This is a genomic window from Streptomyces durhamensis, assembly GCF_000725475.1.
Taxonomy (GTDB): Bacteria; Actinomycetota; Actinomycetes; order Streptomycetales; family Streptomycetaceae; genus Streptomyces; species Streptomyces filipinensis.
Window position 1 is genome coordinate 63,476 of sequence record NZ_JNXR01000012.1, and the last position, 13,360, is coordinate 76,835.

The 13,360-nt window shown below is 71.3% G+C and carries 12 protein-coding genes; 5 read left to right on the plus strand and 7 right to left on the minus strand.

Annotation, left to right across the window (positions count from 1 at the left end; all coding sequences use genetic code 11):
* Positions 1–24 precede the first annotated feature (24 nt).
* The 5 genes from IO33_RS0117985 (at position 25) to IO33_RS0118005 (ending at position 5,455) form a co-directional block, all read left to right on the plus strand.
* Positions 25–1,395 carry an ABC transporter substrate-binding protein gene (locus IO33_RS0117985; RefSeq protein ID WP_031165998.1) on the plus strand — a complete coding sequence of 457 codons (1,371 nt, stop codon included), beginning with the start codon at positions 25–27 and terminating at the stop codon, positions 1,393–1,395.
* Positions 1,392–2,330, plus strand: coding sequence for a carbohydrate ABC transporter permease (locus IO33_RS0117990; protein ID WP_031166001.1), 939 nt, complete (start codon positions 1,392–1,394; stop codon positions 2,328–2,330). The genes IO33_RS0117985 and IO33_RS0117990 overlap by 4 nt, the downstream gene beginning before the upstream one ends.
* Positions 2,327–3,151, plus strand: a complete 825-nt coding sequence (locus tag IO33_RS0117995; RefSeq protein ID WP_031166004.1) for a carbohydrate ABC transporter permease — start codon at positions 2,327–2,329, stop codon at positions 3,149–3,151. The genes IO33_RS0117990 and IO33_RS0117995 overlap by 4 nt, the downstream gene beginning before the upstream one ends.
* Positions 3,148–4,137 carry a zinc-dependent alcohol dehydrogenase family protein gene (locus IO33_RS0118000; protein ID WP_031166006.1) on the plus strand — a complete coding sequence of 330 codons (990 nt, stop codon included), beginning with the start codon at positions 3,148–3,150 and terminating at the stop codon, positions 4,135–4,137. Before IO33_RS0117995 ends, IO33_RS0118000 begins: the two co-directional genes overlap by 4 nt.
* A 70-nt stretch (positions 4,138–4,207) precedes the next feature.
* Entirely contained in the window at positions 4,208–5,455 is a 1,248-nt protein-coding gene (locus IO33_RS0118005) for a TerD family protein (RefSeq protein ID WP_031166008.1), read from the plus strand.
* An 83-nt stretch (positions 5,456–5,538) separates the two neighbouring features.
* Here IO33_RS0118005 and IO33_RS0118010 read toward each other — a convergent pair whose 3' ends face one another.
* The 7 genes from IO33_RS0118010 to IO33_RS0118040 all read right to left on the minus strand — a co-directional run bounded on the left by IO33_RS0118010 (position 5,539) and on the right by IO33_RS0118040 (position 13,142).
* Complete coding sequence (locus IO33_RS0118010; protein WP_031166010.1) at positions 5,539–6,105, minus strand: TetR/AcrR family transcriptional regulator; 567 nt, start codon at positions 6,103–6,105, stop codon at positions 5,539–5,541.
* Positions 6,106–6,234: 129 nt separating this feature from the next.
* On the minus strand, positions 6,235–6,873 hold the full coding sequence (locus IO33_RS0118015) for a 2'-5' RNA ligase family protein (RefSeq protein WP_051926837.1): 639 nt from the start codon (positions 6,871–6,873) through the stop codon (positions 6,235–6,237).
* A gap of 43 nt (positions 6,874–6,916) precedes the next feature.
* The gene (locus IO33_RS0118020) at positions 6,917–7,693 is read right to left on the minus strand and encodes a hypothetical protein (RefSeq protein ID WP_031166015.1); all 777 of its coding nucleotides are present in this window, start codon (positions 7,691–7,693) and stop codon (positions 6,917–6,919) included.
* Between the two features lie 144 nt (positions 7,694–7,837).
* Entirely contained in the window at positions 7,838–8,866 is a 1,029-nt protein-coding gene (locus IO33_RS0118025) for a 1-aminocyclopropane-1-carboxylate deaminase (protein WP_031166018.1), read from the minus strand.
* A gap of 13 nt (positions 8,867–8,879) precedes the next feature.
* Complete coding sequence (locus tag IO33_RS0118030; RefSeq protein WP_031166020.1) at positions 8,880–9,527, minus strand: GntR family transcriptional regulator; 648 nt, start codon at positions 9,525–9,527, stop codon at positions 8,880–8,882.
* Between the two features lie 121 nt (positions 9,528–9,648).
* On the minus strand, positions 9,649–11,229 hold the full coding sequence (locus tag IO33_RS0118035; RefSeq protein ID WP_031166023.1) for a TROVE domain-containing protein: 1,581 nt from the start codon (positions 11,227–11,229) through the stop codon (positions 9,649–9,651).
* Between the two features lie 461 nt (positions 11,230–11,690).
* Positions 11,691–13,142, minus strand: a complete 1,452-nt coding sequence (locus IO33_RS0118040) for an alkaline phosphatase PhoX (protein ID WP_031166026.1) — start codon at positions 13,140–13,142, stop codon at positions 11,691–11,693.
* Positions 13,143–13,360 lie beyond the last annotated feature (218 nt).

The window sequence follows — 13,360 nt, forward strand, 5'->3', positions numbered from 1 at the left end:
TCCCTAAATCTCCAGGAGCGATCCATGCGTATCCCGAGCCGACGGAGGCCGCGAGCCACGCTCGCCATGGCCGCCGCAGGGACGCTGCTCGCCCCGCTGCTGTCCGGCTGCTGGGCCGGTGCGGGCGGGACCGGTTCCGGCGGCGACTCCATCAACGTGCTGATGGTCAACAACCCCCAGATGACCGAGTTGCAGAAGCTGACCGCCGCGCACTTCACGAAGGAGACCGGCATCAAGGTCAACTTCACCGTCCTGCCCGAGAACGACGTCCGGGACAAGATCAGCCAGGACTTCGCCAACCAGGCCGGCCAGTACGACGTGGCCACCCTGTCCAACTACGAGATACCGATCTACGCCCGCAACGGCTGGCTGCACGAGATGAACACGTACGTGGCGAAGGACCCGGCGTACGACGAACAGGACGTCCTGAAGCCGATGCGCCAGTCCCTCACCGGCGTCGACGGCAGGCTCTACGGGCAGCCCTTCTACGGCGAGTCGTCCTTCCTGATGTACCGCAAGGACGTGTTCGCCGCGAAGGGGCTGACCATGCCGGCCCACCCCACCTGGCAGCAGATCGCCGGCCTGGCCGCGCGGGTGGACGGCGCGCGACCCGGCATGAAGGGCGTCTGCCTGCGCGGGCTGCCGGGCTGGGGCGAGCTGATGGCCCCGCTGACGACGGTCGTGAACACCTTCGGCGGCACCTGGTTCGACAAGGGCTGGAAGGCCCGCCTGGACTCCCCGGAGTTCGAGAAGGCGACAAAGTTCTATGTCGACCTCGTCCGCGCCCACGGCGAGTCAGGCGCCGCGCAGTCCGGGTTCGCCGAGTGCCTGAACGACATGACCCAGGGCAAGGTCGCCATGTGGTACGACGCCACCTCCGCGGCCGGCCTCCTGGAGGCGGCGAACTCCCCGGTCAAGGGCAAGCTCGGCTACGCCCCCGCGCCCGTGGTGAAGACCGGCTCCTCCGGCTGGCTCTACACCTGGGCCTGGGGCATCCAGAAGGCATCCCGCAACCCCGACAAGGCCTGGAAGTTCGTCTCCTGGGCGTCCGGAAAGGGATACGAGCAGCTGGTCGGCAGGACCAGCGGCTGGTCGAACGTCCCCGCGGGCAAGCGGGCGTCGACGTACACGAACGCGGACTACCGCACGTCGGCGGCGGCCTTCCAGGAGATGACCCGGCAGGCCATCGAGGGCGCCCGCCCGAACGACCCCGGTGTGCAGCCGCGGCCCGCGCCCGGCATCCAGTTCGTCGGCATCCCCGAGTTCACCGACCTCGGCACCAAGGTCTCCCAGGAGATCAGCGCGGCCATCGCCGGACGCCAGTCCGTCGCCTCGGCCCTGAAGACATCGCAGGCGCTCGCCGAGAAGATCTCCAAGGAGTACGAGGGACGATGACAGCGACGACCACGGCCCCGTACGCGGCCGCACCGGTGAGGACGTCGAAGCAGCCCTCGGCCAGGCTGCGCGCCTGGGCCACCCGGGCCCCGCTGCTGCCGGCCCTCGTCTTCATGATCGCCGTGACCCAGCTGCCGTTCGTGGCCACGCTGGTGATCTCCTTCTTCGACTGGAACGCCCTCTACCCCAAGGCCCGGCACTTCACCGGCCTCGACAACTACCACCAGGTGCTGACCGACGCCGACCTGCGCCACTCGGTGTGGACGACCGTGCTGCTCACGGTGGCGGTGGTGCTGGCCAGCCTGGTGCTCGGACTGGCGCTGGCGCTGCTGCTGGACCGCAGGTTCCGTGGCCGGGGCGTCGTCCGCACCCTGCTCATCGCGCCGTTCCTGGTGGTGCCGGTGGCCGCGGCGCTGCTCTGGAAGCATGTGCTCTACAACCCCGAATACGGTCTGCTCAATGGGCTGTTGCACTATGTGGGCGGCCCACAGCCCGACTGGATCTCGCACACCCCGCTGCTCGCGGTCGAGGCCTCCCTGGTATGGCAGTGGACGCCGTTCATGATGCTGATCCTGCTCGCCGGGCTGCAGAGCCGGGACCAGCAGCAGATCGAGGCCGCGCGGGTCGACGGCGCGAGCGACTGGCAGATCTTCCGCCATCTGACCCTGCCCCACCTGCGCCGCTATCTGGAGCTGGGCGCCCTGCTGGGCTCGATCTACATCGTGCAGAACTTCGACGCGGTCTTCACGATCACCTCAGGCGGACTGGGGACCGCGAACCTGCCCTACACCGTCTACCAGAGCTTCTACCAGGCCCATGAGAACGGCCTCGCCTCGGCCGCCGGCGTCCTGGTCGTCATCGGCTCGATCGTCATCGCGACCTTCGCCCTGCGCGTGGTGTCGTCCCTGTTCCGCGAGGAGGTGTCCCGCGCATGACCGCCGTACGCAGAAACGGCCTCGGCCTCCTGGCCTGGCTCACCGGGATCGTGTTCTTCCTGCCCATCGCATGGATGGCCCTGACGTCCTTCCACTCCGAGGCGGACGCGGCGACCAACCCGCCGTCCTTCGCGGCGTCGCTGACGCTCGACGGCTACCGCGAGTTCTTCGGCAGCGGCGGCGGGCCCAGCCCGTGGCCCGCGCTGGTCAACTCCACGGTGGCGTCGGTCGTCTCCACCCTCTGCGTCCTCCTGCTGGCCCTTCCGGCGGCGTACGCGCTGTCCATCCGGCCGGTGAAGAAGTGGACGGACGTGCTCTTCTTCTTCCTGTCCACGAAGATGCTGCCGGCCGTGGCGGGCCTGCTGCCGATCTACCTGTTCGCCAGGAACGCCGGGATGCTCGACAACATCTGGCTCCTGGTCGTCCTCTACACCTCCATGAACCTGCCGATCGCGGTGTGGATGATGCAGTCCTTCCTCGCCGAGGTCCCGGTCGCCGTCATCGAGGCGGCCCGAGTGGACGGCGCCCGCCTGCCGACGATCCTCGCCCGCGTGGTCGCCCCCATCGCCCTGCCCGGGATCGCGGCGACGGCCCTGATCTGCTTCATCTTCAGCTGGAACGAGCTGCTGTTCGCCCGGGTCCTCACGGGCGTGGTCGCCGAGACCGCCCCCGTCTTCCTGACCGGCTTCATCACCAGCCAGGGCCTGTTCCTGGCCAAGGTGTGCGCCGCGTCGCTCGTCATCTCCCTGCCGGTGCTCGCCGCGGGGTTCGCCGCCCAGGACAAGCTGGTCCAGGGCCTGTCGTTGGGAGCCGTGAAATGAAGGCCGCCGTCATCGAGTCCGTGGGCCGCGCCGTCGTCACCGAGGTCCCCGACCCGGCACCGGGACCGCGCGAGGTCGTCGTGGAAGTGGCCGCCTGCGGCCTGTGCGGCACCGATCTGCACATCCTCCAGGGCGAGTTCGCGCCCAAGCTGCCGATCGTCCCCGGGCACGAGTTCGCGGGCGAGGTGGTCGCAGTCGGCGGCCAGGTCACCGAGGTCGCGATCGGCGACAGGGTGGCCGTGGACCCCTCGCTGTACTGCTACGAGTGCCGCCACTGCCGTACCGGCCACAACAACCTCTGCGAGCGGTGGGCCGCGATCGGCGTGACCACGGCGGGCGGCGCCGCCCAGTACGCCGTGGCGCCGGTGGCGAACTGCGTGAAACTGCCCGAACACGTGCGCACCGAGGACGCGGCGCTGGTGGAGCCCCTGTCGTGCGCGGTGCGCGGCTACGACGTGCTGCGGTCCCGCCTCGGCGCCCACGTCCTGATCTACGGCTCCGGCACCATGGGCCTGATGATGCTGGAGCTGGCCAAGCGGACGGGCGCGGCGAGCGTGGACATGGTCGACGTGAACCCCGCGCGCCTGGAGACGGCCCGGCAGCTGGGGGTGTCCGCCGCGGCGGCGCGTGCGGACGAGCTGGACCGGCCGCAGGGCTGGGACGTGGTCGTGGACGCGACCGGGAACGCGGCGGCGATCCAGGACGGCCTGGACCGGGTGGCGAAGGCGGGCACGTTCCTGCAGTTCGGGGTGGCCGACTACGCGACCCGGGTGACGATCGACCCGTACCGGATCTACAACCAGGAGATCACGATCACCGGTTCGATGGCCGTCCTGCACAGCTTCGAGCGTGCGGCCGAGCTGTTCGCCAACGGGGTGCTGGATCCGCGGGTGTTCATCAGCGACCGGATCCCGCTGGAGCGGTACCCGCAGGCACTGGAGCAGTTCGCGGCGGGGATCGGACGGAAGATCGTGGTGGTGCCGTAGGCCGTTCGACGGGTTCTGGCTGGTAAGGGAACGGTAAAGCGGTGTCGTTCGTTCACCCGGCATGACAGCTATGACCCCTGGCTCGAACATCCCTCTGTCAGCCGCCCGCGTCACGGTGGACGTGGCCGCACCGGTGCGGCTCGACGTGTCGGGCCTGCTGCTCACCGCCGACGGCAAGGTGCGCTCGGACGACGACTTCATCTTCTACAACCAGCCGACGGGCTCCGGCGTGACCTACGCCTCCGGCGGCGGTGCGGCCCCGGACGCGATCACGGTCGACACCGCGGCCGTCCCGCCGGACATCGAGAAGATCGTGGTCACGGCCAGCCCGGACGCGGCCGGCCAGACCTTCCAGGGCATCGAGCCGACGGCCACGGTCCGCGACGCGGACGGCGGCGCGGTACTGGCCACGTTCACCCCGCCGCAGCTCGGCGCGGAGACGGCGCTGGTCGTCATGGAGATCTACCGGCGGGGCGGCGTCTGGAAGGCCCGCGCCGTCGGCCAGGGGTACGCCGACGGACTGGCCGGCATCGCGACCGACTTCGGAGTGACGGTGGAGGAGCCCACGGCTCCGCCGCAGCCGGCGGCTCCCCCGGCACCCGCCGTACAGACACCGGCCACCCCGCCCGCACCCGGTGGGCAGCCCCCGGTCACCCCGCCCCCGCCGGCCGTGCAGCCCCCGCTCACCCCGCCCGCGCCGCATGTGGCCGCGGCCCCGGCCGCCCCCGCTCCCGGCGCCGGGAAGATCAACCTCGACAAGGGCCGGGTCAGCCTGCGGAAGAACCAGACCGTGTCCCTGATGAAGGGCGGCCGTCCGCTGCTCTCCCAGGTCAAGATGGGACTCGGCTGGGAGCCGGCGTTCGGGGGTGCTGACATCGACCTGGACGCCTCGGTCATCGTCTACGGCCCGCAGCGCAACCACATCGACAGCTGCTACTTCGGCAAGCTGACGGTCCTGAACGGCGCGATCCGGCACTCCGGGGACAACCTCACCGGTGAGGGCTCCGGCGACGACGAGGTGATCACGGTCGACCTGGGCCGCCTCTCGCAGGAGGTCACCGGTCTGGTCTTCACGGTCAACTCCTTCTCCGGCCAGAAGTTCACCGACGTCGCCAAGGCCTACTGCCGCCTGCTGGACGCCACCACCGGCGAGGAACTGGTCCGCTTCGACCTCACCCACGCCGAGCCCCAGACCGGCGTGATGATGGCCAAGCTCATCCGCCAGTTCTCCGGCGAGTGGGACATGACGGCACTGGGCGACTTCGTGAAGGCCCGGACGGTGCGGAACATGGTGGAGCCGGGAGCGAGGGCTCTGTAGTCCTCCGGCGGCGGGCGCGTGGGACCGGTGGCGCAGTGCCCCGCGCCCCCTGGGCACAGGGCACCGCACAAGCGGCCCGCGCGCTACGGCCGCAGGCCATCCACCAGCAGCGTCAGATACCGCCGGATCTCCCGCCCCTGCCCGTCGGCCAGTTCCAACGCGGTGGCCACCCCGTGCACCAGCCGCAGCAACTCGATCGGCTCGAGGTCGGCCCGGACGCTGCCCTCCGCCTGCGCGGCCCGCACCAGCGGGCCCACCGCGCCCTGCACCACAGACCCGCACGCCGTCAGCGCCGCCGCGTCGCCGACCGTGACCGCCTTGCCCAGCAGCGCCCTCATCCCGCGCACCTGAAGCGTCGCGACGCACAACTCGTGCAGCCACTCCATCAGCGCCGCGCCCGGCGGCAGCTCCCGGGCCAGCTCGTCGGCCCGCGTCCCCAGCGCCTCGATCCGGTCCACGTAGGCGGCCTCCAGCAGCTTCTGCCGGGTCGGAAAGTGCCGGTAGAGCGTGCCCGAGCCGACGCCCGCCCGCTTGGCGATGTCGTCGAGCGACGCGTTCTCCCCATGCTCGGCGAAGGCCTCCGCCGCCACCTTCAGCAAGCGCTCGTAATTGCGCCGAGCGTCCGCACGCATGGGCCTCACCTGCGGCATCCCGTCACTCCCCGCTTGTCGCCGTCCGCGTCCTCACCAGCGCCGACAGGACGGTCGGCGCCGACACCCGAGTCTGCACCAGCGGGCCGGTCGAGGGCACCTCCGCCGCGAAGCGCTCGCCGGCGCCGGTCAGTGCCGGTCCGGTGGCTCGTACCCGCCGGTGGCCGGGTCCGGTCCGAGGTGCCGGTGTACGGCGCCGGTGCCCAGACCGATGGTGGCCCGCGTCCGCATGGGGCCGTCGCCGCGGCGGGAAAGCACCTCGATCTCGGCCACACGCGCCCGCAGCACGCCGAGCCGGGCGGCACAGTCGGCCGCGAGGACGCGCGGGACACGGGTGCGGCCCAGCGAGAGATGCGGGGTGAAGCGAGGGAAGCGCTCCGTGCAGGAGGGGAAGGGCTCCGCCAGCGCGCGCTGGAGCCGTGTCCAGGGGGCGAGGCCGGCCGCCGCGGGGTCGAGCCACACGGTGGCGTAGGACCGGTGACGGAAGGCGTGGACTCCGCTGAGCCGGATGTCGAAGGCCTCGCACCCGGCGGCCGCCGCGGCCAGCAGCTGGAACGCCACCGGGAAGTCCTCCTCCGGTACGAAGCCGAAGACCAGGTTCACATGGGGTGGCCAGCGGCGGATCTGCGGGTCGTGCACGGCGCGGATGCGCTGGACGGCGGGCCAGAGTTCGGCCGGGGGAAGCCACGCCACGGCGGTCCGGGGCGTGGGGGCCGATTCGAGGCGGCCGAAGGCCTCGGCCGGACCGGGCGTCGAGGGGCGGGGCACACCGCCATCATGGCCCCGCCCGCCGACGGCCGCCGGGCACAGGTCATTCGGCCGACGTCACCATGGAGGCCCAGGCGCCCGAGAAGCGCTCGACTCCGCGCCCGTGCTTGTGGCTGTGCCCGCGCTCGTGGTGCTTGTGGCTGGGCTTCGCCCCGTGCTGCTTGTGCTCGTGCTTCACCGCCGAGGGCTCGTGGTCGGGCTTCGCCGCCGCAGGCTTCTGGCCAGGCTTCGACGCGGAAGGCTTGTGATCGGGCTTAGACGCGGAAGGCTTCTTACCGGGCTTCGGCGCCACAGGCTTCTTGGCAGGCTTCGACGCCGAGGGCTTCTTGCCGGGCTTGGACACCGAAGGCTTGTCATCGCGCTGCGGCCCCGGACTCCGATGACCCTGCTCCGTCGGCTGCTTCTGCTCGTCCTCGGTCGACTCCTCGGCCGGCGAAGTCGCAGGCGAGTCCGACTGCGAGTCGGCCTGGGAGTCCGACTGCGGGTCCGCCTGGGAATCCGACTGGGAATCCGACTGCGGGTCCGCCTGGGAGTTGGACTGCGAGTCCGACTGCGGGTCCGCCTGGGAGTTGGACTGGGAGTTGGTCTGGGAGGTGGACTGCGAGTCCGACTGCGTATCGGACTGCGTGTCCGACTGCGGTCGGCCGGGCGGGGCGCCCCACGTGACCACGGCGGTGGCCTGCGCGGAAGCCGCCGCCGAGGCCACCACGGAGACCTGGTACGGACCGTCGTCGTCATCGGCGAAGCCGGTGCCGGCGCCAAGGGCGGACAGTCCCGTGACCACGGCGGCCACCAGCGCTGCGCGCTGAAATGTACGCATGATTGACCCTTTCTCACCTGAGCGCACTTGCTCACTTATCGACTACTCAGCGTGAGAAATATAGGCACAGAACGTAGTAATTCGTGATCTAAGATGGAAGGCCGTGTCGACCGCGAAGCGGGCAGCGCTGGACCGGCGCCCGGACTAGAACAGCGCGCTGTAGGCGTTCAGCGCCGGCTGGCCGCCGAGATGGGCGTAGAGGACGGTGGAATCCCTGGCGATCTCGCCGCGCTCGACGAGGTCGATGAGCCCGGCCATGGACTTTCCCTCGTACACCGGGTCGGTGACCATGCCCTCCGTCCGCGCGGCCAGCCGCATCGCCTCCAGGGTGGACTCGTCGGGGATGCCGTACGTGCCCGCGTGGTACCGCGCGTCCAGTTCGACATCCGCTTCCGTCAGCTCTTCCTCGGCTCCGATGAGTTCGCCGGTGGCGCGGGCGATCCGGGTGATCTGCTCATGGGTGGCGGCGGGTTCGGCGGACGCGTCGATGCCGATCACGCGCCGCCGCCGGCCGCCGGCCTCTTCGAGCGCCCGGAACCCCGCGACCATGCCCGCCTGCGTGGACCCGGTCACCGAGCACACGACCACCGTGTCGAAGAAGACGCCCGACTGCCGTTCCTGTGCCGCGACCTCGTACGCCCAGCGGGCGAAGCCGAGGCCGCCGAGCCGGTGGTCGGAGGCGCCCGCGGGGATGGCGTACGGCCTGCCGCCCGCCGCCTCGACGTCCCGCAACGCCTGCTCCCAGCTCTCCTTGAAGTCGATCCCGAACCCCGCCCGCACCAGCCGCACCTCGGCCCCGGCGAGCCGGCTGATCAGGATGTTGCCGACCTTGTCGTACACGGCGTCCGGCCACTCGACCCAACTCTCCTGCACCAGCACGCACCTGAGTCCCACGCGGGCGGCGACGGCCGCGACCTGGCGGGTGTGGTTGGACTGCACCCCGCCGATCGACACCAGCGTGTCGCAGCCCTGGGCGAGTGCGTCGGCGACCAGGTACTCCAGCTTGCGGGTCTTGTTCCCGCCGTAGGCGATCCCGGAGTTGCAGTCCTCCCGCTTGGCCCAGAGACGGGCACCCCCGAGGCGCGCGGTCAGGCGCTCAAGGGGGTGCACCGGGGACGGGCCGAAGAGGAGGGGGTAACGGTCGTAGGACTCCAGCGACGTGGAACGGGACACGGTGCCTCCAGGGTCAGTCGGGGTCGGCCAGGGCGGTGAGCGTGCGCCAGATCTCCTCCGTGACCCGGACCGCCGCGTCCACGTCACCGGCGGCGCAGGCCTCGATCAGCCGCTCGTGCAGTCCGGCCGAGCGGCACGAGCCGCCCTCGCCGAAGCGCCGCCGCTCCAGGCGGCGGATGAGCGGGGTGTAGCGGGCGACGGTGGCGGCGGCGGCGCGGTTGCCCGCCGCCCGGACCAGCACGTCGTGCAGGTCGTCGTCGGCGCGCAGGGCCTCGTCCACGTCACCGGCGCGCACGGCGGCGACGAACCGGCCGTTGGCCGCGCGCATCTCCTCCAGGTCCTCCGGCCGCAGCCGGGGTACGGCGACCCGGGTGACCAGCTCGTGCAGGGCGCCCACGACGGCCGCCGCGTCCCGTACGTCGGCGGCGACGAGCGGGGTGACCCGGGTGTAGCTCTGCGGCTTGCTCTCCAGCAGTCCCTCGTCCACGAGCCGGGAGAAGGCCTCGCGCACCGGCGCCCGGGACAGTCCCAGCTGCTCGGCGAGATCGGCGTCGCGCACCACGGCGCCGGGCTCGATCTCCCCGGCCACGATGGCGTCACGGATCACGGCGTAGGCGCGGTCCCGCAGGAGGGTGCGGGAAACGGGTCGCAGGGCCTGCATGCACTGAAATGTTAGATATCAGCTCGTCGCCGGGCAAGGGTGTGGCCCGCACCCCCCGTACGAGTGCGGGCCACGATCAGGGCCCGGCCCGTCCCCGGGCCGGGTAGGAACCGGGTGCCGCTCAGGCCTGCCACGGCCAGCGGGTGTCACGGGCCGCTTCGAGCAGGGGCACCATCCGGAAGGCCGCGTCCGAGAGGCCGCCGAACGTGTGCCGGTTGCCCGTGCCCGACGGTCCGTGGCCCGCCCGGTAGCCCTCCAGGTTCCAGGTGTAGACGGGCACGTGGGCCGGGATCTGGGCGGTCGGGTCGCCGTGCCGGTTCGGGGCGTACTGCTCGTCGGTGACGATCAGCACCCGGTCGTGCTTCGCGTAGTGCCGGCGCACCGCGTCGGTGGTGTCCGTGCCGCCCAGGTTGCCGAAGCGCTCCAGGATCCTCAGCACCGACTCGCCCCGGCGGAACGGCACCTTGTTGCTGGTCGTACCGAACTCGACGAGGTCGGCGTCGGCCGCCCGCAGCGCGAGCGCGGTGCCGAAGATCGCCGCCGCGTCGGCCCGGGTGAGCTCCGAACGGTCACGCGAGGGCGACCAGAACATCGAGCCCGACCGGTCGACCAGCACCAGCGTGCGGCCCGGCAGCGCGGGCACGTTGGACAGCGAGTGGCCGAGCGCCTGCTCCAGCGGGTACGACCAGCGCAGCGACGGCGCGTGCCGGTGGGCGGCGAGGTAGCGGAACGGGAACTGCCGCGAACGCGCCACCTGCTCCGGGTCGCTGATGCGCGCGGCGACCCGGGCCGCCACCTCGTCGGACACACCGGCCTCGTCGAAGTTGCGCAGGTTGCGGACCAGCGCCATCGCGCCCATGGAGGGGATCACGGCCTCCCAGGCCGCCCTGTCCATCGGTCCCTGGAGCCAGCCGGCCAGCGCCTCCCAGGTGAGGCCGGCCGCCGCGAGCCGCGCGGCGCCCCCGGGTGAGGTGACGACCGCCCGCCGCTCGGCGACGGGCAGCGCCATCAGCTCGCGGTGCGCGGTGAGCACCTGCAGGGACGCGGGCGGCACGGCGGTGTCCGGGTTGTGCCGGCGGTCGAGGGCGTACCGGAACAGCTCGCCCTGCCACGGCTTGTCCGGGTCCGGTGCCGCGTGCACCAGGTTGAGGATGTCGCCGAAGCGGTAGCCCTTGGACGCCGTGTCGTACTTCAGCAGCGACTTGGCGTGGTAGAGCCGTCGTACGGCGTCGGCGACCCCGCGCTTGACGGGCTTGGGGACGGCGCGGCCGTACGTCGACGTCCAGTACGCGAGCAGCTCGCCGGGCTCGTCGGGGCGCTGCAGCACCGCGTCCACGACCTGCCGGTTCGACGGGCCGTCGGTCGCGCCCGCCGCCAGACGCGCGTGCACGTACTCGGCGGCGCCCACGAGCGAGGCGGTCCGCAGGTGCCCCTCGCCACGCAGCCAGCCGAGCAGTCCGGCCGTCCAGTTGGGGTCGGTGACGGCGAGGTCGCGCACGAGTCGGGTGAACCGGTCGTCGCGGTCGGCGCCGGACTCGTAGAAGGTGTTCTGGGCGAAGTGGGAGACGGCGAGCAGGAACAGCTCCGAGCGCGGATCGCGCTCCTGGCCCCGGCCGCCCTCGTAGGTCCGCAGGATCCGGCCCGTCGAGGTCACCGCCGACTTCGGCTGCGCCCTGGTGGTCCGTGTGTTGAATCGCGCCATGGTGAATTCCCCCGAATTCTTTTCGCTTTCGGAGGGAGGCGCAACAAAAAGAGGGTGTCCGAGGTCGGAATCGACTGCGGTTGCTGTAACTGGCGCGTCTTCCGTTCCGCCACACCGACCCTGAGTCGATGACGGGATTCGAACCCGCACGGGTTTCCCCACCAGCCCCCGAAGTATCCGCTGCCTGCGCACCGGGCACCCACCATGAGCTGCGCCTCCCCGAGATCACATGCTTCGCACCGGGAGGTGCATGAAGTTGTGGTGTCCAGAGATCGAGGTCGGCGGAACCGACGTAGGTGCTCTAACCCCTGAGCTACACCGGCCGGTTGTACCGGTGGCGGGACTCGAACCCGCGGCCGCCCCATTATGAGTGGAAGTAGGTCCTGCCTTCGCACCTGGACGTGCATCACTGTAGGAGGACGGCCGCGAGTGGGGCGAACGAATTAATCGGCGTGCGGAGTTCAGCCGCGCTTCTGCCGCTTCCAGGGCCCGGTGACGGCGAGCATGACGCCGGGCGTCTGGATGTTCGCGAACAGGGTCCTGCCGTCGGGCGAGAAGGTGACGCCGGTGAACTCGCTGTATTCCGGGGCGTCCTCGGTGCCGATGTTGAGTTCGTTGCGGGCGATGGGGTAGGTGCGGCCGCTCTCGGTGGCGCCGAACAGGTGCTGCACGCCTTCGCCGTCCTCGGCGATGACGAGGCCGCCGTACGGGGAGACGGTGATGTTGTCCGGGCCGTCGAAGGCGCCGTCGGCGGCCGGGTCAGGGTTCACGCCGAACAGCACCTTCAGGGTGAGGGTGCGACGCCCCGGGTCGTAGAACCACACCTGGCCGTCGTGCTGGACCGGGCTCTCCGCGCGGGCGAAGGAGGAGACGATGTAGGCGCCGCCGTCGCCCCACCACATGCCCTCCAGCTTGCGGGCGCGGGTGACCTGGCCGTCGGTGAACTGCTTGCGGATGGAGACCTGCCGGGCGTCGCGGTCGGGGACGTCCACCCAGTCGACACCGAAGACGGTGCCTGTCCTGGTGGCGCGGGACAGGTCGTCCACGAACCTGCCGCCGGAGTCGAAGCACTTGAAGGCCTGGAGGCTGCCCGCGTCGTCGGCGAGGGTGCGCAGCCTGCCGTGGCCGTGGCGGAAGCCCTCCGGCGGGGTCCAGCGGTAGAGCAGGCCGTTGGGTCCGGACGCGTCCTCGGTGAGGTAGAGGTGGCCGCGCCGGGGATCGACGACGACGGCCTCGTGGGCGAAGCGGCCGAGGGCCTTGACGGGCTTCGGGTCGCGGTTGGCCCGACGGTCCTCGGGGTCGACCTCGAAGACATAGCCGTGGTCCTTGGTGAAACCGTTCTTGCCGGCCTTGTCCTCGGTCTCCTCGCAGGTGAGCCAGGTCCCCCACGGGGTGCTGCCGCCCGCGCAGTTGGTGGCGGTGCCGGCGATGCCCACCCACTCGGCGACCTCGCCGCCGCGGCGGACCTCGACGACGGTGCAGCCGCCGGCCGCGGCCGGGTCGTAGACGAGGCCCTCGGTGAGCGGCACCGGGTGCGGCCACTGGGCGCGGGCGCCGGCCAGTTCGTGGTTGTTGACGAGGAGCGTGGTGCCGCGGGGGCCCTCGAAGGCGGCGGTGCCGTCGTGGTTGGAGGGTGTGAACTCGCCGGACTCCAGCGTGGTCCTGCCGCTGTAGGTGACGATCTCGTACGTGAAGCCCGCGGGCAGGGCCAGGATGCCGGCCGGGTCGGGGTGCAACGGGCCGTAGCCGACGCCGTGGTGGCCGCCGTGCGCCGGCTGCGCCTCGTCGCTGTCGATGTCCGTCGCGGCGAGGGCGTTCGGCGCGGTGGCCAGTGCGCCGACACTGCCCGCCAGGGCGACCCCGGCACCGGTGATCGCGGAGGTTCTGGCGAAGTCCCTGCGGGTGAGCGACATGTGTGTCTCCTGAGACGGTGGGAGTGCCGTGGAGGGTGGCGGACCTCGGTTCGGCGCACACGTTCCCGCCCACTTCTGAACGGCAGTTGAACAACGCCCTACTTCGGCGGCCCGTGTTCAAGAAACCGTATGCACCGCCCCATGGGAAGCCCAAGCACCGGCCATCCGTGATGTCCCGCCCACCGCAGCGGCGCACCCGGGACCCGCCCACCCCGAAG

Coding starts and splice junctions, on each gene's coding strand:
- IO33_RS0117985 (WP_031165998.1), top strand. CDS start 25: ATGCGTATCCCGAGCCGACGGAGGCCGCGAGCCACGCTCGCCATGGCC.
- IO33_RS0117990 (WP_031166001.1), top strand. CDS start 1,392: ATGACAGCGACGACCACGGCCCCGTACGCGGCCGCACCGGTGAGGACG.
- IO33_RS0117995 (WP_031166004.1), top strand. CDS start 2,327: ATGACCGCCGTACGCAGAAACGGCCTCGGCCTCCTGGCCTGGCTCACC.
- IO33_RS0118000 (WP_031166006.1), top strand. CDS start 3,148: ATGAAGGCCGCCGTCATCGAGTCCGTGGGCCGCGCCGTCGTCACCGAG.
- IO33_RS0118005 (WP_031166008.1), top strand. CDS start 4,208: ATGACCCCTGGCTCGAACATCCCTCTGTCAGCCGCCCGCGTCACGGTG.
- IO33_RS0118010 (WP_031166010.1), bottom strand. CDS start 6,105: ATGCCGCAGGTGAGGCCCATGCGTGCGGACGCTCGGCGCAATTACGAG.
- IO33_RS0118020 (WP_031166015.1), bottom strand. CDS start 7,693: ATGCGTACATTTCAGCGCGCAGCGCTGGTGGCCGCCGTGGTCACGGGA.
- IO33_RS0118030 (WP_031166020.1), bottom strand. CDS start 9,527: ATGCAGGCCCTGCGACCCGTTTCCCGCACCCTCCTGCGGGACCGCGCC.
- IO33_RS0118035 (WP_031166023.1), bottom strand. CDS start 11,229: ATGGCGCGATTCAACACACGGACCACCAGGGCGCAGCCGAAGTCGGCG.
- IO33_RS0118040 (WP_031166026.1), bottom strand. CDS start 13,142: ATGTCGCTCACCCGCAGGGACTTCGCCAGAACCTCCGCGATCACCGGT.